This is a genomic window from Pseudonocardia phyllosphaerae (assembly GCF_046546475.1).
Classification (GTDB): domain Bacteria; phylum Actinomycetota; class Actinomycetes; order Mycobacteriales; family Pseudonocardiaceae; genus Pseudonocardia; species Pseudonocardia phyllosphaerae.
On record NZ_JBKGXS010000005.1, the window covers coordinates 218205 to 238581 of the forward strand.

The following is a 20377-nucleotide window of genomic DNA, read 5'->3' on the forward strand; positions in this document are numbered from 1 at the left end:
GCTCCCTTCCGGTCCGGCGCCCGCGCGCCTACCGTGGAACCCGGTGAGCGACGCGGTGAGTGACCCCGGCACGAGCGGCCCGGCCCCGGAAGCCCTGAGCCACAGCGCCCACTGGGGTGTGTTCGAGGGCCGCTACGACGGCAGGCGCCTGCGGATCCGGCCGCACGCGGGCGACCCCGACCCGTCCCCGGTACTGGACAACATCCCGTCCGCCGTCGGGCACCCGGCGCGGGTGCGCGCCCCGGCCGTGCGGCGCGGCTGGTGGGAGCGCGGCCCCGGCCCGAGCGACGCACGCGGCCGCGACGACTACCTCACCGTCTCCTGGGACGCCGTGCTCGACCGGCTCGCCGCCGAGACCCACCGGGTCCGCTCCACGCACGGCGACGCCGCCGTCTACGGCGGGTCCTACGGCTGGGCGTCGGCCGGGCGGTTCCACCACGCCCAGGGCCAGCTGCACCGCTTCCTCGCCGCGACCGGCGGCTACACCCGCTCGGTCAACTCCTACTCCGGCGGCGCCGCCGAGGTCGTCCTGCCGCAGGTCCTCGGCGGGTTCGACGCGGCGTCGCGCGCGGTCACCAGCTGGGACGAGGTCGCCGCGCACACCGACACGGTGCTCGCGTTCGGCGGCATGGCGCTGAAGAACTCCGCGATCGCACCCGGCGGGGTGTCCCGGCACGTCGAACGCGGGGCGATGCGCGCGGCCCGTGACCGCGGCGCGGTGTTCGTGCTGGTCAGCCCGCTGCGCCCGGACCTGCCCGAGGACGTCGACGCGACGTGGCTGCCGATCCGCCCGGGCACCGACGTGGCGCTGATGCTGGCGCTGATGCACAGCCTCGTCGCCGACGGCCGGCACGACGAGGAGTTCCTCGCCGCCCACTGCGACGGCTGGGAGCGGCTGCGGGAGTACCTGTTCGCCGCCCCGGTCAAGGACGCCGCGTGGGCCGCGGAGATCACCGGCCTCGAGGTCGCGACGATCCGGGAGCTGGTCTGGCGGATCGCCTACGGCCGCACCCTGGTCACCGTCGCGCAGTCGCTGCAGCGCGCCGAGCACGGCGAGCAGCCGGTGTGGGCGGGTGCCGCGCTGGCGGCGGTGCTCGGGCAGATCGGGATCTCCGGCGCCGGGTTCTGCTACGGCCTCGGCTCGCTGGCCGACCACGGCCGCACCCGCAACGCCGTCCCGGTGCCGACGTTCCCGCGGCTGCCGAACCCGGTGGGGGAGTTCATTCCCGTCGCCCGGGTCGCGGACATGCTGCTGCACCCGGGGGAGACCTACCGCTACGACGGCGCCGAACGGACCTACCCGCACGTCCGGATGGCCTGGTGGGCGGGCGGCAACCCGTTCCACCACCACCAGGACCTGCGACGGCTGCGGCGCGCGGTCGCGGCGCTGGACACCTTCGTCGTGCACGACCCGGTCTGGACGGCGACCGCCCGGCACGCCGACGTCGTCCTGCCCTCGACGATGACCATCGAGCGCGACGACATCGGTGCCACGAACTGGGACCCGCTCGTCGTCGCGATGAAGCAGCTCGTGCCGGTGCCCGGCGAGGCCCGCGACGACTACGACGTGTTCACCGACCTGGCGGCCCGGCTCGGCCACGGGCACACGTTCAGCGAGGGCCGGACGTCGCAGGAGTGGCTGGCCCACATGTACGACCGGACCCGCAAGGCGCTGGCCGAGCGCGGCGACGAGGCCCCGGAGTTCGAGGAGTTCTGGGAGCGCGGCGAGCTCCTGCTGCCCCGGCGCCCGGCCGACGGCGGCATCCTCGCCCGGTTCCGCCGCGACCCCGCAGGGCACCCGCTGCCCACCGAGTCCGGCCGCATCCAGGTCGGCTCGGACCGGATCGCCGCGTACGGCCTCGACGACCATCCCGGGCACCCCGCGTGGATCGCCCCGGCCGAGGTGCCCGACGAGCGGCACCCGTTCTGGCTGGTCGCGAACCAGCCCGCGACCCGGCTGCACTCCCAGCTCGACTTCGGCGCGCACAGCGCCGGCGCGAAACGCTCCGGACGCGAGGTCGTCCGCATCCACCCCGGTGACGCCGCCGCGCTCGGGATCGGCGACGACGACGTCGTGCGGATCTTCAACGACCGCGGCGCCTGCCTGGCCGCGGCCCGGCTCACCGACGACATCGCGTCCGGGGTGCTGCAGCTGCCGACCGGCGCGTGGTGGGACCCGCGGCCGGACCCGGAGCGCCCGGAGTACGGCGACGACGGGCTGTGCGTGCACGGCAATCCGAACGCCGTCACCCGCGACCGGGGGACCTCCGGGTTCGCGCAGGGCTGCACCGGCCAGCTGTGTGCGGTCGGGGTGCAGCGCTACCGGCACGACCCGCCGGAGGTGCGGGCGCACACCTCAGCGGTGTGATCCGGAGGGCGGTGTGATCCGGAGGGCGGTGTGATCCGGAGAGCGGTGACCGCTCAGGCCGGCTCGGCCGTGATCGGCGTGGTGAGGTCCCGCTCAGTGCACAGGCTCGTTCCGCAAGCTTCTCTCGATCTCCTCGAGCGTCCGGCCCTTGGTCTCCGGCAGCAGCATCGTGGAGAACAGGTAGGCCAGCGCCGTCGTCACGGCGAAGAACACGAAGTTCCAGCCGGCACCGAAGATCTCCAGCAGGCTGGGGAACAGCAGCGCGACGGTCATGTTGAACAGCCAGTTGAACGTCACGCAGAACCCGACCGCGCCGGCCCGCACCCGCAGCGGGAACAGCTCGGGCAGCAGCACCCACTGCACCGGGCCCCAGGAGATCGAGAACGACGCGATGTAGACGACGATCCCGGCGAGCGTGAGGCCGAGCAGCAGCGGGCCCTGGGACAGCCCGACCAGGTTGGTGACGGCCAGGACGATCATCGCGGCGCACATGCCGACCGCGCCCCAGCGCAGCAGCGGGCGGCGCCCGGCGCGGTCGATGAGGTACATGCCGGGCAGCGTCATCAGCATGTTCACCGCGCCGATGGCGACGTTCGCGCCGATCGCGCCGGTGGCGCCGAAGCCGACGTCGGTGAGCAGCGTCGGCGCGTAGTAGATGATCGTGTTGATCCCGACGAAGTTCTGGAAGAACACCAGCAGCATGCCCACGACGACGACGCGGCGCAGCCGGGGCGCGAACAGCGTGCGCAGCCCGACGGGCTCGGTGTTCTCCTCCTCGATCCGCACGTTCTCGCGGATCTCGGCGAGCTCGGCCTCGGCCGCCTCGGGGGTGCCGCGCAGCCGTTCCAGCACGACGCGGGCGTCGGCCTCGCCGCCGGTCTTCCTCGACACCAGCCAGCGCGGGCTCTCCGGCTGGGTGTAGATCCCGACCGCCAGGATCACCGCGGGGATCACACCGAGCCCGATCATCCAGCGCCAGGCGGCGAGGTCGGCGAACGCATAGTCGGTGACGTAGGCGAGGAAGATGCCGACGGTCACCAGCAGCTGCATGAGCGACGTCAGGCGGCCGCGGATCCGTGCCGGGGCCAGCTCGGACAGGTACATCGGGACGACGACGGACACGATCCCGACGCCGATGCCCATCACGAACCGGAAGATCACCAGCATCGAGACGTTGACGCCGAGCGCGGCACCGAGCGTCCCGATGATGAACACGATCCCGCCGATGAGGATCAGCAGCCGGCGGCCGAGGGTGTCGGCGAGCCGTCCGGAGGCGCCCGCGCCGAGCATCGCGCCGACCAGCAGGCCGGACACGACCATGCCCTGCTCGAGCGAGGTCAGCGGGATGTCGCGGGGGATGAACAGCATCGCCCCGGAGATCACGCCGGTGTCGAAACCCCAGAGGATTCCGCCGAGGGCGCCGAAGAACCAGATGGCCCACTGGGACGGCCGCTTCGCCGTCGTCGTTCCTGATGACACGGGAGGATCCTCCGACCGTCGCGTCGTGCAACGCAACTCGGACACGGTTGCCGAGGACTGACCGCACGGCTATATTTCTGGCCGTGCGGTCAGATTCCCGGGCGGACGGCCAGAAGTCGTTCATCGAGCAGGCACGACGGCGGCAGATCGTCGCCGCCGCGGTCGAGACCGTCGCCGCAGCGGGGTTCGGCAACGCCTCGCTCGCGGCCATCGCCCGGACCGCGGGGGTCTCGAAGGGCGTCATCTCCTACCACTTCTCCGGCAAGGAGGAGCTGATGGAGGAAGTGGTCACGGCCGTCTACACCGGGATCGCCGAACGGATCGTGCCGCAGCTCGAGGGGCTCGGCCCGCTGGAGACGGTGCGCGAGCACGTGCGTGCCGTCGCCCGGGACGGTCTCGCGCACCGCGACGAGCTGGTCGCGGTCACCGAGGTCGTCACGCACCTGCGGCGCAAGGACGGCAGCCTGCGCTACTCCGTCGCCGACAACGAGGTGCTCTACCGCGGCCTGGAGCAGATGTACGAGCGCGCCGAACGGGCCGGGGAGGTCCGCGCGTTCGACCACCGGGTGATGGCGGTGACGGTGCAGGCCGCCGTCGACGCGATGTTCGGCTACTGGATCGCCTGCCCGGACACCGATCTGCTCGCGCACGCCGACCAGCTGGCAGACCTGCTCGTGGCTGCCATCCGACGACCCCGGGGGGACGGGGAATGGACACCATCGGAGCGGCCGGGGCAGGACCCGGCCCGATAGATCGCACAGCAGGAGATCGCACAGCAGGCCGCACGGCAGATCACGCCGGCGGCGCCCCGGCGCGTGGCCGGACCGCCTGGCCGGATGCCGTGCGCGTCGGCCTCACCGCGCTGGTGGTCGCGCACCACTGCGCGGTCACCTACTCCCACATCCCGGTGTGGACCTACACCGAGTACCCGCGCCCCGACGACACCTCGGCCGGGCTGCTGGACCTGTTCCTCGGGCTGAACCAGGCGTGGTTCATGGGCGCGTTCTTCCTGGTCTCGGGCTGGTTCGTACCCGGGTCGGTGGACCGGCACGGTGTCGCCGGGTTCGTCCGCGGCCGGCTGCTGCGCCTCGGGGTGCCGTTCCTGGCGTTCGCCGTGGTGCTGCGGCCGATCTTCTACCTGCCCGCGTGGAAGCCGGGCGACGGCAACGCGCTGCTCTGGGCGATGGCGCGGCCCGACCCCGGTCCGCTCTGGTTCGTGCTGGTGCTGCTGGCGTTCTCGCTGGTCTACGCCGGTATCCGGCTGCTGCGCTCGCCCGCGCCGGTGGTGCCGGGGCGGGCGCCGGGGCTGCTCGCCGTCGGCGGGTTCGGGCTGCTGATCGGGGTGGCGTCGTGGCTGTGGTGGACCGTCGCGCCGCTCGGGACGTTCTGGCCGGGGCTGCCGTCGGTGTGGCTGCTCCCGCAGTACGCGCTGTGCTTCGCCGCCGGGATCGCCGGGGGCAGGCGGGACTGGTTCACCCGGCTCCGGGGGCGCACCGGTGTGGGTGCGGCGGTGCTCGCGCTGCTGACCGGGCCCGGCTGGCTCGCCGTCCTGACCGCCGGCGGCGACGCGGCGACGGGCCGGGGTACCGCCACCTCCGCCCTGGTCGCGGTACTCGGCGGCCTGTTCGCGGCCTCGATCACGACGGCGGTGCTGGTCGGTGCACGGCGGTGCTGCAACCGGTCCGGGCCCGTCGCGCGGTTCCTGTCGTCGAACGCCTACGCCGTCTACGTCCTGCACGCCCCGATCGTCGCCTGGCTCGGGGTGGCGCTGGCCGGGGTCGCCGCGTCGGCACTCGGCAAGGCGGCGCTGCTGTTCGCCTGCTCGGTCGTCGCGTGCTGGGGTGCGGCGTGGGCCGTGCGGCGGGTGCCGGTGGTGCGTCGGGTGCTGTGACGGCGCTGCAGCCGTGACGGGGCGCGTCTGCGCCGATCAGGCGGGTGCCGGGCCGGCCAGGCGGGCGGCTGCGGTGCTCGCGGGGTCCAGGCTGCGTACCCCGAGGGCCTTGGCCAGGCCGGAGGCCGGCATGTCCCCGTAGATCGTCTCCGACGCGGCCACGACGAACGTCTCGTGCCAGATCCCGACCGCCCCCGGAGCGGAGCGGGCGCGGCGGTTGAACGCCGCCCAGGCCGGACGGTGCCTGCGGTCGGCGGCACGGGCGTAGCCGTAGAGGGACTCGTGGTCGCGCCAGTACTGGATCACCAGCGGCCCGTCCTCGCCGAGGGTGAGGCGGTACCCGAGCAGTCCGGACGCCGGGTCCGCGGAGAGCTCCTTCAACATCCGCGGCATCGCGGCGGCCACGGGTGCCCAGGCGTCGACCCGCCAGGGTTTCCGGATCCGCATGCCGATCAGGAAGACGACCAGCTCGGTCCCGTCGGCGGGTGTCGCGTGCGTGGTCCGGGTGTACGGCGCCATGATGCCCCTCCTCGATTCGGATACTCAGACTATCCGAATATGGAGAGTCTGGCTATCCGTCAGCGAGCCAGGCGCGGACCTCGGCGGAGTCCGCGCCGAGCGGCGGGGGAGAGCGCCGGTACGACGGCGGCGTCGCCGACCAGGTCACCGGGTTGCGGACGGTCGGGGTGGCGGCGGTGTCGTCGGCGCGCACGACCGGCTCCAGCCCCAGCCGTTCGGCGAGCGCGACACCGCCGTCGACGGAGTTGATCGGCCCGCACGGCACGCCCACCTCGGTGAGCGCGGCGTACCAGTCCTGCGCCGAGCGCGTCGCGAGCCGGGCGCGCAGCCGCTGCTCGATCTCGCCGCGGTGGGAGATCCGGTCCGACATCGTCGTGAACCGCGGGTCCTCGGCCATCGCCGGGTCGCCGAGCACGGTGGCGAGCTTGCGGAACTGGCCGTCGTTCGCGGCGATCACGATCAGCTCGCCGTCGCCGGTCGGCATCGGCTGGTACGGGAACACGCTCGGGTGCTCGTTGCCCATCCGGTGCGGCACCGCGCCGGCGCCGACGTAGGCCTCGGACTGGTTGACCAGCGTCGACATCGCCACCGACAGCAGGTTCGTCTCCAGCAGCTGGCCCTCGCCGGTCCGCTCGCGGTGCCGCAGCGCGGCGGCGATCGCGTACGCGGCGTGCAGGCCGGTGAGCACGTCGAACACCGCCACGCCCGCGCGGTAGGGCGGGCCGCCTGCGTCGCCGGTGAGGCTCATCAGCCCGGACACGGCCTGGACGAGCAGGTCGTAGCCCGGCAGGTGTGCTCCGCCGTGCGTGCCGAACCCGGAGATCGAGCAGTAGACGACCGACGGGTTCGTCGCGGCGACGGTCGGGTGGTCCAGCCCGAAGCGGGTCATCCCGCCGGGCTTCATGTTCTCCACGACGACGTCCGCGCGCCGGGCCAGCTCCTGCGCCGCGGCGAGGTCGCCGGGGTCGGTCAGGTCGAGCACGACCGAGCGCTTGTTGCGGTTGATCGAGAGGTAGTAGGTCGCGATCCCGCCGTCGTCGACCGGCGGCTTCCAGGTGCGGGTGTCGTCCCCGTGCGGACCCTCGACCTTGATCACCGTGGCGCCCAGATCGCCGAGCATCATCGTCGCGTACGGCCCGGCCAGCACGCGGGAGAAGTCGGCGACGAGCACGCCGTCGAGCGGTCCGGGGGTGGGCGCGTCGGCGGGCCCGTCCAGCGGTCGTTCCACGGTCCCGACGCTAGCCCCGCCGGTCCGTCGCACGGCTGTGACGACGATCATCGTGGGACGTGGCAGGATCTTGCCGGACGTCGACGGAGGCGCCACTCGTGTGTGGCGGTCCGCCGGCGCACGCTCGACGTCATGAGCAGCACGGACGGCGAGCGGTTCGGCCGGTTCCTGGTGCGGGTGGGGGCGGCGCTACGGGCGTTCGGCCAGGCGCACGAGGAGCTCTGGACCCGGCTGGAGACGATGGATCCGCGCCCCGGAGACAGCCGGCTCGGCGGCGACGACCTGCACTGGGAGCCGACCGCGTCGGGCTGGCGGCTGTGCGGCAGCTTCGTGCCGCGGGTCAGCCGGTGACCGCGTCGGCCGCGGCCGCGGCCGCAGCCGCGAGCCGCCCGGCCGCGCCACCGGGCACGACCGGCTCGGCCTGCGCGTTGGTGACGATCCGGCCGTCGCGGTCCGAGCGGTACCAGCGGCCGGTCCAGTGCACCGGGCGGGGCGTGCGCAGCTCGCGGATGTTGCCGGTGCCGTGGGTGTCGACCAGCGACTGCCACGCCTCGGCGTCGTCGGTCGTCGGCATCTCGACGACCGCCACCGCGACGTAGGCCCGCGCAGCGCCCTCGCGGACCTCGACCAGCAGCCGGACCACCGACTCGCACGGGTGCGTCCGGAAGAACGTGCGGGCCCGGCCGTAGGACACCGCGGCGCAGTCGGTGCCTGCGGAGGCGTCGAGCCGCCGGACGACACGGGCGTCGCGGGCCAGGCGGCGGACGAGTGCGCTCTGCTGCCGGTCGCGGGCGGAGCGGGCCCGCTCGGACCTCGCCGAGTTCGACTTCCCGGAGCGCGCCGAGGAGGACTTCCCGGAACCGGCCGACGAGGAGCCGGACGACGAGGCGCCCGAGGAGAGCGAGGAGCCGGCGGTCGCCGCACCGACCCCGCCACCACCGGCGGCGACGGCGATCGCGAGGACGAACGTCCACGCGATCGGCCACGGGGACTTCGTCCAGCGTCCCTTGCTGTCCCGCGGCTGATTCGGATTCGCCATCCCGCCCCCCTCGTCACGAACCGAGAGGTGCTCGGCGGGGGGTGCCCGGGCGTTACCCCGGCACGAGACGGCGCACCGTCACGGCACGGCGCATCTCACGAGACGTCACCGTCGAGGTAGAGCCAGCGCCCGTCCTCCTTGACGAACCGGCTGCGCTCCCGCAGTACTCCGTCGACCCGGTGCGCCCGGAACTCGACGACGCCGTCGGTGTCGAACAGCGCTCCGCCCGACCGGCCGACGATCTCCAGGCCGGTCCACACCGAGCCCGGCTCCAGGCGGAGCTTCCGCGGCCGCGTCGACGGATGCCAGGACGACCGCAGGTACGCCGCGTCGCCGCGCACGAACGCGGTGTAGCGGCTGCGCATGAGGGCCTCCGCGGTCGGGGCCGGGCGTCCGTCGAGCACGGGCCCGCAGCACGCGTCCTCGGGGCGGCCGGTTCCGCAGGGACAGCTCATGGGCACAGTATGGCCGGGCCCATGACCGGACCCGCATGTGACGGTGTGTGAGGTGCCCGACCGGCACCGGGCCGTCGGTTGACCATGCGTGCATGCGTGTGGTCGGCTCGACCGCCGTCCACGTCGGGGCTGGGCGCAATGACCGGGAGGTTCGCCGCGGTGCAGGGGTTCTACGACGTCGTGCACCACCGGCGGGACGTCCGCACCGGTTACCGTCCGGATCCGATCGACGACGCCGTGCTGACCCGCGTGCTCGAGGCCGCGCACGCCGCGCCGAGCGTCGGGTTCTCCCAGCCGTGGGACTTCGTGCTGGTCCGCGACCCGCGCACCCGTGAGCGCGTGTACGAACTCGTCGACGCCCACCGCGAGCGTTACGCCGCGTCGCTGCCTGCGGCACGCGCGGAGAAGCTGCGCTCGATCCGGATCGAGGCGATCCGCGAGACCCCGCTCAACATCGTCATCACCGCCGACCCGACGCGCGGCGGACGGCACACCCTGGGTCGCTACGACCGCCCGGAGATGGGCCTGTACTCCGCGGCCACGGCGGTGCAGAACCTGTGGCTCGCGGCCCGTGCGGAGGACCTCGGCGTCGGCTGGGTCAGCTTCTTCGACGACGCCGGTCTGGCCGACCTGCACGAGCTGCTCGGGTTGCCCGACCACGTCGAGGTCGTCGCCTACCTCTGCGTCGGCCACGTCGACGACTTCCCCGACCGTCCCGAGCTGGAGGGCCACGGCTGGGCCCGCCGGCGCCCGCTGGAGTGGACCGTGCACCAGGAGAGCTGGGCGGCTCGCGGTCTGCCGGGAACCACGCCTGCCACGCTGCTGGACAGCACGATCGCCCGCATCACCCCGGCCGACGACAGCGCCCGGTCCGCCGCGCGCGACCGGCTCGACCGGATGACCAAGCCCCGCGGCGCGCTCGGCCGGGTCGAGGACCTCGCCGCCACCCTCGCCGCGATCGCCGGGACCTGCCCGCCGCCGGTGCCCAGCCCGGCCGCTGTCGCGGTGTTCGCCGGGGACCACGGGGTGCACGCCCAGCACGTCACGCCGTGGCCGCGCGAGGTCACCGCGCAGATGGTGGTCAACTTCCTGGCCGGCGGGGCCGTGGTGAACGCCTTCGCCCGCCAGCTCGGCGCCGAGGTCCAGGTCGTCGACGCCGGGGTCGCCGCGGAGCTGCCGCCGCTGCCGGGGCTGCTGCCGCGCAAGGTCGCCCGCGGCACCGCCGACATGACCGCCGGGCCCGCGATGACCCGCGAGCAGGCGAGCCAGGCCGTCGAGCACGGCATCGAGGTCGCCCGCGACCTGGTCGCCGCCGGGAACCGGTGCCTGATCACCGGTGACATGGGCATCGCCAACACCACCCCCGCCGCCGCGCTGATCTGCGCGTTCACCGGGGCCGACCCGTCCGAGGTCACCGGGCGCGGCACCGGGGTGAACGACGAGATGCTCGCGCACAAGACCGACGTCGTCCGCCGCGCGCTCGCCCTGCACCGGCCCGAGGCGAGCGACCCGCTCGGGGCGTTGGCCGCCGTCGGCGGGTACGAGCACGCCGGGCTGGCCGGACTGATCCTCGGCGGCGCCGCGCTCGGCGTCCCGGTGGTGCTCGACGGCGTCAGCGCCGGTGCCGCCGCGCTGGTCGCCGCCGCGTTCGCACCGTCCTGTGTGGAGTACTGCCTGGCCGGGCACCGGTCCGCCGAGCCCGGCGCAGTCACCGCGCTCGGCCATCTCGGCCTGTCCCCGTTGCTGGAGCTGGACATGCGGCTCGGCGAGGGGACCGGTGCGCTGCTCGCGCTGCCGGTGCTGCAGGGCGCGGCCCGCGCACTGAACGACGTCGCCACCTTCGACAGCGCGGGCGTCACCGACAAGACCGATGGGTGACGCGCCCCTGACGGTGGTGGGCCTCGGCGCCGACGGCTGGGCCGGGCTCCCGGAACCCTCCCGCGCCGCTCTCCACGACGCCGAGGTGCTCCTCGGCGGCCCGCGCCAGCTCGACCTGCTGCCCGACGACGTCACCGGCGAGCGCCGGGCGTGGCCGTCGCCGCTGGTCCCGGCGCTGCCCGGCCTGCTCGAGGAGTACGACGGCCGCCGCGTCGCCGTGCTCGCCTCGGGCGACCCGATGTTCTTCGGGATCGGCGCGACGCTGGCCCGGATCGCCGGACCCGAGCGGCTGCGGGTGCTGACCCACCCGTCGTCGGCGGCGCTGGCGTGCGCCCGGCTCGGCTGGGGCTCCGAGCACGTCACGGTGCTCTCGGTCGTCGGGCGTCCGCTCGACGCGCTGCGCCGCGCGCTCGCGCCCGGGGCCCGGCTGCTGGTGCTCAGCGCCGGGGCCGGGTCGCCGTCGCAGATCGCCGCCCTGCTCGACGACGCCGGCTGGGGCCCGTCGCGGATGACCGTCCTGGAACGGCTCGGTGCGGCCGACGAGCGCGTCGTCACGGGGACCGCGGCGGGCTGGCGCGGCGAGTCCGACGCGCTGAACGTCGTCGCGGTCGAGGCGGTGCCCGAGCGCGGCACCCGGCTGCTCGGCGAGACCCCCGGCCTGCCCGACGACGCCTACGTCCACGACGGCCAGCTCACCAAGCGTGACGTCCGCGCGGTCACCCTCGCCCACCTCGCGCCGCGGCCCGGCGAGCTGCTGTGGGATGTCGGCGCCGGATCCGGCTCGATCGGGATCGAGTGGATGCGCGCGGACCGGACCTGCCGGGCGGTCGCCGTCGAGTCCCGCCCGGAGCGCGCGGAGCGGATCGCCGCCAACGCCGCTGCGCTCGGTGTTCCCGGCCTGAAGGTCGTCGTGGGTCCGGCGCCGGACGCGCTGGCCGACCTGGAGCGGCCGGACGTGGTGTTCGTCGGCGGTGGGCTGACCCGCGCCGGTGTCCTCGACGCGTGCCTGGACGCGCTGGGGCCGGGCGGGCGGATCGTCGCGAACGCGGTGACCGTGCAGAGCGAGGCCGCGCTCGCCGCGGCGCACGCTGCGCACGGCGGCGAGCTGGTGCGCGTGCAGGTGTCGCGGGCCGAGCCGGTCGGGGGATTCCACGGCTGGCGCCCGGCGATGCCGGTGACCATCTGGACGTACGAGAAGGAGAACCTGCCGTGACGGTGCACTTCATCGGGGCCGGCCCCGGCGCGGTCGACCTGCTGACGCTGCGGGCCCGTGACCTCATCGCGGCCTCGCCGGTGTGCCTCTACGCCGGCAGCCTCGTCCCGCCGGAGATGCTGGCGATCTGCCCGCCCGGGGCGCGCACGACCGACACCGCGCTGATGACCCTCGACGAGATCGTCGAGGAGATGGTGCGGGCGCACCGGCACGGGCTCGACGTCGCCCGGCTCGCGTCCGGGGACCCGTCGGTGTTCTCCGCGGTGGCCGAGCAGATGCGCCGGCTGGAGGCCGAGGGCGTGCCCTACGACGTCTGCCCCGGCGTCCCCGCCTACGCCGCCGCGGCCGCCGCGCTCGGCCGCGAGCTGACCGTGCCGACCGTCGCGCAGACCGTCACGCTCACCCGGATCGCCGCCCGCGCGACCCCGATGCCCGACAACGAGGGCCTCGACAAGCTGGGCTCGGCAGGCGGCACCGTCGTGCTGCACCTGGCCGTGCACCGCATCCAGGAGGTCGTCGACGCGCTCGCCCCCAGCTACGGCGGCGACTGCCCGGCCGCGGTCGTGGCGCACGCGTCGCGGGCGCACGAGATCGTGCTGCGCGGGACGCTGGAGGCCCTGCCCAAGGCCGTCGACGAGGCGGGGATCCAGCGCACCGCGGTGATCATCGTGGGGGAGGCGCTGGCGGCCCGGCACTTCCCGGACTCGCACCTGTACTCGGCGGAGCGCTGCCGGAGCTGACTCAGCGCTCCGCCCGGTCCAGCCGGGCCCGCAGCAGCTCCCCGACCTCGTCGAGGCGCGGTCCCAGCCGTTCCCGGGGCCCGGCGATCGACAGCACCGCGACCAGCCGCCCGGCGCGGCGCAGCCCGACCGCGGCGGCGCTGACGTCCCCGACGGTCTCACCCCGGTTGTGCGCGATGCCGGTGCGCGCGATCGTGGCCAGCTCGGGCAGCACCTCGGCGTCGAGGTCGGGGACCGGGTACTCCGGCCCGGCGGTGAGCATCCGCTCCAGCGTCGCCCGCGCGTGCGGGTCCGCGGAGAGGAACACCTTGCCCGCACTCGTCGGCCACAGTGGTCGGCGCAGCTGCAGCGGCGCCGAGTAGCCGATCACGTTCTCCGAGCGCACCGACTCGGTGTTGACCAGCGAGTCCCCGACGCGCACGGCGAGGGTCACCGTCTCGCCGACCTCGTCGCGCAGCTCGCGCATCAGCGGGAGCGCGTAGCGGCTCAGCGTCGCCGACGCGTCGGGCATGAGCGCCCCCAGAGCCGGGCCGAGGAAGTACCGGCCGCCGCCCTCGGTCAGGTAGCCCTCCGCGACGAGGCCCTTCACGAACCCGTGCACCGAGGTCTTCGGCGAATCGAGCTCGGTGGCGAGCCCGGCCAGGGTGATCCCGTCCTCGCTCGTCGCGGCCGCCTCGAGGATCCGCAGGACCCGGCTGACGGTCCGGTGCTGCTGGGCCACGGCGTCCGCCCTTTCCGTAGTTGACCTCACGATCGCCGACAACTTAGCATCGCGATACGGAATGACGTACGACCGTTCGTAAATACGTACACGTGCACTGCAACGACGCAGAGGACGGACGCCGTGACCCCTGACCCCGCGCACTCCGGACCCTCGCCGGCGCCGGCCCGCACCGTCGTCCCGGCGGTCGTGATCGGCTCCGCGCTGGAGTGGTTCGACTTCTACCTCTTCGCCTCGATGGCCGCGGTCGTCTTCGGTGCGGTGTTCTTCCCGGCGCAGAGCCCCGTCGCCGGGGCGCTGGCCGCGATCGCGACCTTCGCCGTCGGGTTCGTCGTCCGCCCGCTCGGCGGACTGCTGTTCGGGCTGCTCGGTGACCGGATCGGCCGCAAGCGGGTCCTGGCGGTGACGTTCCTGCTGATGGGCGTCTCGTCCGGGCTGATCGGGCTGATCCCGTCCTACGCGACGATCGGTGTGCTGGCCCCGGTGCTGCTCGTCGTGCTGCGGATCGCGCAGGGGCTCGGCGCAGGCGCGGAGCTCGGAAGCGCGATCGCGGTCAGCTACGAGCACTCCGACGCCGCGCGGCGCGGCCGGTTCGCCGCCTGGCCGGCGTTCGGGGTGAACGTCGGCCTGTTCGCCGCGTCGCTCGTCGTCACGATCCTGACCAGCCTCGACCGCACCTGGCTCGTCGAGTGGGGCTGGCGGGTCCCCTTCCTCGCGAGCTTCGCGCTCGTCGCCATCGGGGTGTGGGTACGGGCCCGGATGCCGGAGACCCCGGAGTTCGCGAAGGTCGCCGACCGCGCCGCCGCCCGGCCCGCGACGACACCACTGCGCGACCTGTTCCGCGGGCACTGGCGCGGGGTGGTGGTCGTCGGACTGGTGACGATCGGCTACCTGGCGGGCAGCTACGTCTACAAGACCTTCAGCCTCACCTATCTCGTGCAGTTCCGCGGTGTCGCGGCCAACGTCGGCCCGCTCGGCGTCACGATCGCGAGCGCGGTCGCGATCGTCGTCGTCCCGTTCGCGGGCAGGCTCTGCGACCGCTTCGCGCCCGGCACGGTCGTCGGCGCGGGGGCGGCCGGTGTCGCGGTGCTGGCGTTCCCGTTCTTCTGGGCGCTCGACAGCGGTTCACCCGTCGCGATCATCGCGGTGCTCGTCGTCGGGACGGGGATCATCATGCCGGTGATGCTCGCCGCGTCCGGTGCGTACTTCGCCCAGCAGTTCCCGACCGAGGTCCGCGCCTCGGGGCTCGGCATCGGCCGGGAAGTGGCCGGCGTCGTCGGTGGTCTGGCCCCACTCGGCGCGCTCGCGGTGGTCGCGGCGACCCCGGGGCACGCGTCCTGGCCGGTGTCACTGATGTTCCTGGCCGCCGCGCTCTGCATCGCGGCGGGTGTGCTGTTCAACCAGCGGGGACGGATGGCGAACACCGTCGCCCCGGCCCCTTCGGACGAGGAGGGAGCGGTGTGGACTTCGCGCTGACCACCGAGCAGGAGGACATCCGGAAGGCGGTGCGCGCGCTCGCCGCCCGGTTCGACGACGAGTACTGGGCCGAGCACGACCAGGCCGTACGGTTCCCGGAGGAGTTCTACGACGCATTCGCCGACGCCGGGTGGCTCGGCATCGCCGTGCCCGAGACCTACGGCGGTGGCGGGCTCGGCGTCCTGGAGGCCGCGCTGCTGCTGGAGGAGGTCGCCGCGTCCGGGGCCGGGATGAACGGCTGCAGCACGATGCACCTGACGATCTTCGGGCTGAACACCATCGTGAAGCACGGCGACGAGGCCATGCGTTCCGAGGTCCTGCCCCGTGCCGCGGACGGGTCGCTGCACGTGTGCTTCGGCGTCACCGAACCCGACGCCGGCACCGACACCACCCGGATCTCCACGTTCGCCCGCCGGGAGGCGGGTGGCGACTACGTGATCGACGGCCGCAAGGTCTGGATCACCAAGGCGGGCCGGTCGCAGAAGATGGTGCTGATCGCGCGCACGACACCGCGAACCGCGGGGGCGAAACCCACGGACGGGATGAGCCTGTTCCTCGTCGACCTCGACGAGGGGGTCGCGTCCGGGCAGGTCGAGCTGCGGGCGATCCCGAAGATGGGACGCAACGCCGTGTCGTCCTACGAGGTCGTCATGGACGGGTTCCGGGTGCCTGCCGCGGCACGGGTCGGCGAGGAGGGCCGGGGGTTCCGCTACCTGCTCGACGGCCTCAACCCCGAGCGGATCCTGCTCGCGCACGAGGCGCTGGGCATCGGGCGGGCCGCGCTGGGCCGTGCCGTCCGCTACGCCGGTGAGCGTGTGGTGTTCGACCGCCCGATCGGGCAGAACCAGGGCATCGCGTTCCCGCTGGCCGAGGCCGCCACCCGGCTGGACGCCGCCGAGCTCGTCGCCCGGCACGCCGCCTGGCGCTACGACGAGGGCCTGCCCTGCGGGAGGGAGGCGAACATGGCGAAGTGGCTGTGCGCCGACGCCGGATTCCAGTCCGCCGACGCCGCGGTCCAGACCCACGGCGGGATGGGCTACGCCCGTGAGTACCACGTGGAGCGCTACTTCCGGGAGGCTCGGCTGCTGCGACTGGCACCGATCAGCCAGGAGATGGTGCTCAACTACGTCGCCCAGCACGTGCTCGGCCTGCCGCGGTCGTACTGAGGGGGGGGAGAACCGATGGGAACACGACCGAGCCTGGACGGGTTGCGCGTGGTCGACCTCTCGCGGGTGCTGGCCGGGCCGTACTGCGCGCAGATGCTGGCCGACCACGGTGCCGACGTGATCAAGGTCGAGGGCCCGGCCGGTGACGAGACCCGGCACTGGGGCCCGCCGTTCCTCGCGAACGGCACCAGCGCGTACTACACGAACCTCAACCGCAACAAGCGCAACGTCGTCGTCGACCTCGGCGGGGCGGCCGGGCGCGAGGTGGTGGACCGGCTGCTGGACCGCGCCGACGTCGTCGTGGAGAACTTCAAGGCAGGCACCCTGGAACGCTGGGGCTGGGACCGCGACACCCTGCGCGAGCGGTTCCCGCGGCTGGTGCACTGCCGGATCACCGGGTTCGGTGTCGACGGTCCGCTCGGCGGGATGCCCGGCTACGACGCGGTGCTGCAGGCGTACTCGGGACTGATGAGCATCAACGGTGCGGCCGGTGGACCCCCGACGCGGGTGGGGGTCCCGGTCGTCGACGCGGTGACCGGGATGCACGCGTTCTCCGGGATCCTGCTGGCGCTCTACGAGCGGGAGACCTCCGGGCTCGGCCAGCTGGTGGACGTCTCGCTGCTGGACTCGGCGGTCAGCCTGCTGCACCCGCACTCCGGGACGTGGCTCGCGGACGGCTCCCAGGCGCCACGCTCGGGGTCCGCGCACCCGACCGTCGCGCCCTACGACGCGTTCCCCGCCGCCGATGGCCCGGTGTTCATCGGCGTGGGTAACGACCGGCAGTTCGGGCTGCTCGCCCGGGCACTCGGGGCGCCCGAGCTGATCGAGGACCCGCGGTTCCGGCACAACCCGGACCGGGTGCGGAACCGCGACACCCTGCGGGAGCGGCTCGTCGCCCTGCTGGGGGGCCGGACCCGCGACGAGGTCACCACGGAGCTGCTCGCCCAGGGCGTCCCGGTCTCGCCGGTGCACGACGTCGGCGAGGCCCTGAGCTCGCCGCAGGTGCGGCACCGGGGGCTCGTCGTCGAGGGTGACGGCTACCGGGGGATCGGGGTGCCGGTCACCCTGGAGCGCTCGCCGGGACGGGCGGTGCCGTCGGTGCACCGGGCCGGGACCGATACCCGCGACGTCCTCGCCGAGCTGGGCTACGACTCCGCGGCGATCGACGCGGCGATCACCGAGGGGGTCGTGGGGGAGCGGTGAGCGCCGGTCGCCCGCCTACTTCACGCACGCCGACGGCAGGGCGTCGCAGTAGCTCGGTGCGAACGGGGTCGAGGTCGCGTCGAGCATTGCGTGCGCGACGACCCGGCCGGACAGGCCCCTGGCCGCGGCCAGCAGCTGCCGGAACTGCTCGTCGGAGATCGCGACCTTGTCGGTGGACATGGCGAACACCGAGTCGCCGTCGTCGACGGAGTTGAACGGCCGGAGCACGTCGGTGTAGCCGTCGTTCAGCGTCCTCGCGAGCTCGTGGGCCTGCTCGCGGCTGAGCTTCGCGTCGGTCGCGACCACCGAGATGGTCGTGTTGGGGTGCGACGCCGGCGCGCTCCGGCTGCTCGGCGGGGCGCCGCCCGCGGCGGCCGTCCGGGCGTTGAGCGCGGCGCAGTCCTGCTCGCTGGGCGGCCGGTAGCCGGCGAACTCGTTCCCGACGTTCTGCCCGGTGCCCCGCAGCGCGCAGGTGCCTGCGTCGACCGGGGTGCCGATCGCGTTGACCGCGGCGACGGCACCGACCGTGACGCCGCCGTCGAGCACGGTGCTGGCGGTACCGACGCCGCCCTTGAGCCGGGGCCCGACCTCCTGCTTCGCGCTGGAGATCGTGCCCGTCCCGGCTCCGACGTTGCCCTGCGCGACCGGCCCGGTCCGGGCCGCCTCGATCGCCTTGGTGCCGAAGGTCTGATCGGGGTGGGCGGTGAACCGGCCACCGCGGGCGAGGTCGAACACGATCGCCTGGGCCACCAGGGGGTCCACCTGGTCGGGGGTGGGCCCGACGACGAGGCCGTGCCGGTGGCCGCGCAGCCACTCCATGACCCCGCCGTAGGCCTCGAGGCCGAAGAAGCTGCCGCCGGAGAGGACGGCGGCGTCGAGCCGCTGGTCCTTCTTCCCGGGCTGCAGGACGTCGGAGTTGATGGTGCCGGGCCAGCCGCCGCCGATGTAGGCGCTGCCCACCGCGCCGTCGGGTGCCCACACCACGCTGGTCCCGGTGGCGTAGCCGCCGCCCACCCGGTTGTACTGGCCGACCCGGATGCCGGGGACGTCGGTGATCGCGTTGGCGGCGCCGTGCCGCGCGGGTGCCGCGGCTGCACCTCCGGTCCCGCTGCCGCCGGCCTGGGCGGAGCCGCAGCCGGTGAGCACGGTCGCGGCGGTGAGAAGTGCGGCCACGCCCGAGGACAGCCGGGCGCGGTGGCGGGAGCGGGTCATCGGGGGTTCCTCTCCTGGCGCGCACACCTCGCGGCGGCACAAGTGATCAACACGAATGAGACGCCGTGCAATACGTGAACGAGGCGGCCATGTCCTGATCATCCGCCACCGCGCCCGGCTGTCCTCGGGCGTGGCCGCACTTCTCACCGCCGCGACCGTGCTCACCGGCTGCGGCTCCGCCCAGGCCGGCGGCAGCGGGACCGGAGGTGCAGCCGCGGCACCCGCGGGGCCGGAGCCTCAGTACTCCTCGTGCCAGGCGCGGCCGTCACGCTCGATCAGCGCGGTGGCCGAGGCCGGGCCGAAGCTCCCGGCGGCGTAGGGCCGCGGCCGCTGGTCGGTCGACTCCCAGGTCCGCATGATCGGCTCCGCCCAGGTCCAGGCGGCCTCGATCTCGTCGCGACGCATGAACAGGGTCGGGTTGCCGCGCAGCACGTCCATCAGTAGACGCTCGTAGGCGTCCGGCAGCCGGTCGCCGAAGGTACGGGCGAAGCTGAGGTCCAGCGGCGCGGCGATCGGCCGGATCCCGCCGGGGCCGGGCTGCTTGGCGGTCATGTGCAGGCGGACGCCCTCGTCGGGCTGCAGCCGCAGCACCAGCCGGTTCGCCGGGATCTCCTCGCCGAACGCGGGGAAGATCGAGTGCGGGACCGGCTTGAACTGCACGACGATCTCCGACGCGTGCTTGGCCAGCCGCTTGCCGGTACGCAGGTAGAACGGCACGCCGGCCCAGCGCCAGTTCGCGACCTCGGCACGCAGCGCCACGAACGTCTCGGTCGTCGACGTCTCGCGCTCCCGCTCGGTCCCGGCACGGGACTCGGCCAGCTCGGTGCCGTAGCTCGGGACAGCCTCGCCGTCGACCAGGCCCTCGACGTACTGGCCGCGCACGGTGTCGCGGACGACGTCGGCCCCCTCGAGCGGCTTGAGCGACTGCAGGACCTTCAGCTTCTCGTTGCGGACGCCCTCGCCGTCGATCTTGGCCGGGGGCTCCATGGCGACCAGGCACAGCAGCTGGAGCAGGTGGTTCTGCACCATGTCGCGCAGCGCGCCGGAGCCGTCGTAGTAGTCGGCCCGGTTCCCGACGCCGATCGACTCGGACACGGTGATCTGCACGTGGTCGATCTGCGAGGCGTTCCACAGCGGCTCGAACAGGGAGTTGCCGAAGCGCAGGACCAGCAGGTTCTGCACCGTCTCCTTACCGAGGTAGTGGTCGATCCGGTAGATCTGCTCCTCGGCGAAGACCGAGCCGACCTCGTCGTTGATCTCCCGGGCGGACGCGAGGTCGGTGCCCAGCGGCTTCTCCAGGACGACGCGGGTGCGGTCGTCGACGATCCCGGCCTGCTCGCTGCCGACACAGATCCGGCCGAACAGCTGCGGGGCCGAGGCCAGGTAGAGCACGCGGATGCGGTCGTCGGGCTTGCCCAGCAGGTCCGAGAGCTGGGACCAGTCGTCGTCGGCGACGTCGAGGGTGACGTGGTGGAGGCGGTCGAGGAACCGGCGCAGGGTGGGGCCCTCGGGGACCTCGTCGCCACCGGACCAGCGCGGAGCGGTGCGGCGGAGCTCGGAGTCGACCTTGTCGCGGTAGTCGGCGTCGTCGAGCCCGGAACGGGACACGGCGACGATCCGGGTGCCTGCGCCGAGCTGGCCGTCCCGGTCGCGCAGGTAGAGCGAGGGGAGGAGCTTGCGCATGGCGAGGTCGCCGGTGCCGCCGAACACGACGATGTCGGCGGGGTCCATGACGGGAGGGTGCGGCACGAGCCGTCTCCTTGTGTGTCGAGTGACGTGATCGGTGCCT

18 protein-coding genes are annotated in these 20377 nt (G+C 73.8%); 10 read left to right on the forward strand and 8 right to left on the reverse strand.

Annotated elements, in window-relative coordinates; translation table 11 throughout:
* Window positions 1-43 precede the first annotated feature (43 nt).
* On the forward strand, window positions 44-2368 hold the full coding sequence (locus ACLE50_RS13095) for a molybdopterin-dependent oxidoreductase (RefSeq protein ID WP_410943775.1): 2325 nt from the start codon (window positions 44-46) through the stop codon (window positions 2366-2368).
* A 93-nt stretch (window positions 2369-2461) separates the two neighbouring features.
* Here ACLE50_RS13095 and ACLE50_RS13100 read toward each other — a convergent pair whose 3' ends face one another.
* Entirely contained in the window at window positions 2462-3847 is a 1386-nt protein-coding gene (locus tag ACLE50_RS13100; protein WP_410943776.1) for a sugar porter family MFS transporter, read from the reverse strand.
* An 83-nt stretch (window positions 3848-3930) separates the two neighbouring features.
* Between ACLE50_RS13100 and ACLE50_RS13105 the strand changes: the two genes are divergently transcribed.
* Window positions 3931-4599, forward strand: coding sequence for a TetR/AcrR family transcriptional regulator (locus ACLE50_RS13105; protein WP_410943777.1), 669 nt, complete (start codon window positions 3931-3933; stop codon window positions 4597-4599).
* Entirely contained in the window at window positions 4557-5738 is a 1182-nt protein-coding gene (locus ACLE50_RS13110; RefSeq protein ID WP_410943778.1) for an acyltransferase family protein, read from the forward strand. Before ACLE50_RS13105 ends, ACLE50_RS13110 begins: the two co-directional genes overlap by 43 nt.
* A gap of 36 nt (window positions 5739-5774) precedes the next feature.
* On the opposite strand, the gene ACLE50_RS13115 is transcribed toward ACLE50_RS13110, so the two are convergent.
* Together ACLE50_RS13115 and ACLE50_RS13120 are read right to left on the reverse strand one after the other, a co-directional pair.
* On the reverse strand, window positions 5775-6257 hold the full coding sequence (locus ACLE50_RS13115) for a DUF4188 domain-containing protein (protein WP_410943779.1): 483 nt from the start codon (window positions 6255-6257) through the stop codon (window positions 5775-5777).
* 52 nt (window positions 6258-6309) lie between these two features.
* Window positions 6310-7485, reverse strand: coding sequence for a CaiB/BaiF CoA transferase family protein (locus ACLE50_RS13120; RefSeq protein WP_410943780.1), 1176 nt, complete (start codon window positions 7483-7485; stop codon window positions 6310-6312).
* Between the two features lie 132 nt (window positions 7486-7617).
* Here ACLE50_RS13120 and ACLE50_RS13125 point away from each other — a divergent pair, with 132 nt between their 5' ends.
* The gene (locus ACLE50_RS13125; RefSeq protein ID WP_410943781.1) at window positions 7618-7836 is read left to right on the forward strand and encodes a hypothetical protein; all 219 of its coding nucleotides are present in this window, start codon (window positions 7618-7620) and stop codon (window positions 7834-7836) included.
* Here ACLE50_RS13125 and ACLE50_RS13130 read toward each other — a convergent pair.
* Both ACLE50_RS13130 and ACLE50_RS13135 read right to left on the reverse strand, forming a co-directional pair.
* Complete coding sequence (locus tag ACLE50_RS13130) at window positions 7826-8524, reverse strand: hypothetical protein (RefSeq protein WP_410943782.1); 699 nt, start codon at window positions 8522-8524, stop codon at window positions 7826-7828. The genes ACLE50_RS13125 and ACLE50_RS13130 overlap by 11 nt on opposite strands.
* A 95-nt stretch (window positions 8525-8619) precedes the next feature.
* The gene (locus ACLE50_RS13135) at window positions 8620-8979 is read right to left on the reverse strand and encodes a YchJ family protein (RefSeq protein ID WP_410943783.1); all 360 of its coding nucleotides are present in this window, start codon (window positions 8977-8979) and stop codon (window positions 8620-8622) included.
* A gap of 138 nt (window positions 8980-9117) precedes the next feature.
* Here ACLE50_RS13135 and cobT point away from each other — a divergent pair, with 138 nt between their 5' ends.
* Genes cobT through cobM form a run of 3 tightly spaced genes read left to right on the forward strand, consistent with a single transcriptional unit; the run spans window position 9118 to window position 12810 of the window.
* On the forward strand, window positions 9118-10857 hold the full coding sequence (cobT, locus tag ACLE50_RS13140; RefSeq protein WP_410943784.1) for a nicotinate-nucleotide--dimethylbenzimidazole phosphoribosyltransferase: 1740 nt from the start codon (window positions 9118-9120) through the stop codon (window positions 10855-10857).
* Window positions 10850-12070 carry a precorrin-6y C5,15-methyltransferase (decarboxylating) subunit CbiE gene (gene cbiE / locus ACLE50_RS13145; RefSeq protein ID WP_410943785.1) on the forward strand — a complete coding sequence of 407 codons (1221 nt, stop codon included), beginning with the start codon at window positions 10850-10852 and terminating at the stop codon, window positions 12068-12070. The genes cobT and cbiE overlap by 8 nt, the downstream gene beginning before the upstream one ends.
* On the forward strand, window positions 12067-12810 hold the full coding sequence (gene cobM / locus ACLE50_RS13150; protein WP_410943786.1) for a precorrin-4 C(11)-methyltransferase: 744 nt from the start codon (window positions 12067-12069) through the stop codon (window positions 12808-12810). The genes cbiE and cobM overlap by 4 nt, the downstream gene beginning before the upstream one ends.
* A 1-nt stretch (window position 12811) precedes the next feature.
* Here the strand turns inward: cobM and ACLE50_RS13155 are convergent, their stop codons facing one another.
* The gene (locus tag ACLE50_RS13155; RefSeq protein ID WP_410943787.1) at window positions 12812-13531 is read right to left on the reverse strand and encodes an IclR family transcriptional regulator; all 720 of its coding nucleotides are present in this window, start codon (window positions 13529-13531) and stop codon (window positions 12812-12814) included.
* Between the two features lie 123 nt (window positions 13532-13654).
* Between ACLE50_RS13155 and ACLE50_RS13160 the strand changes: the two genes are divergently transcribed.
* The 3 genes from ACLE50_RS13160 to ACLE50_RS13170 are packed head-to-tail and all read left to right on the forward strand — an operon-like array spanning window position 13655 to window position 17376.
* Window positions 13655-15007 carry an MFS transporter gene (locus ACLE50_RS13160; RefSeq protein ID WP_410943788.1) on the forward strand — a complete coding sequence of 451 codons (1353 nt, stop codon included), beginning with the start codon at window positions 13655-13657 and terminating at the stop codon, window positions 15005-15007.
* Window positions 14992-16173, forward strand: a complete 1182-nt coding sequence (locus tag ACLE50_RS13165) for an acyl-CoA dehydrogenase family protein (protein ID WP_410943789.1) — start codon at window positions 14992-14994, stop codon at window positions 16171-16173. The genes ACLE50_RS13160 and ACLE50_RS13165 overlap by 16 nt, the downstream gene beginning before the upstream one ends.
* A 15-nt stretch (window positions 16174-16188) precedes the next feature.
* Window positions 16189-17376 carry a CaiB/BaiF CoA transferase family protein gene (locus ACLE50_RS13170; RefSeq protein WP_410943790.1) on the forward strand — a complete coding sequence of 396 codons (1188 nt, stop codon included), beginning with the start codon at window positions 16189-16191 and terminating at the stop codon, window positions 17374-17376.
* 15 nt (window positions 17377-17391) lie between these two features.
* Here ACLE50_RS13170 and ACLE50_RS13175 read toward each other — a convergent pair whose 3' ends face one another.
* Together ACLE50_RS13175 and zwf are read right to left on the reverse strand one after the other, a co-directional pair.
* Window positions 17392-18588, reverse strand: coding sequence for a P1 family peptidase (locus ACLE50_RS13175; RefSeq protein WP_410943791.1), 1197 nt, complete (start codon window positions 18586-18588; stop codon window positions 17392-17394).
* Between the two features lie 237 nt (window positions 18589-18825).
* Window positions 18826-20319, reverse strand: coding sequence for a glucose-6-phosphate dehydrogenase (gene zwf / locus ACLE50_RS13180; protein ID WP_410943792.1), 1494 nt, complete (start codon window positions 20317-20319; stop codon window positions 18826-18828).
* Window positions 20320-20377 lie beyond the last annotated feature (58 nt).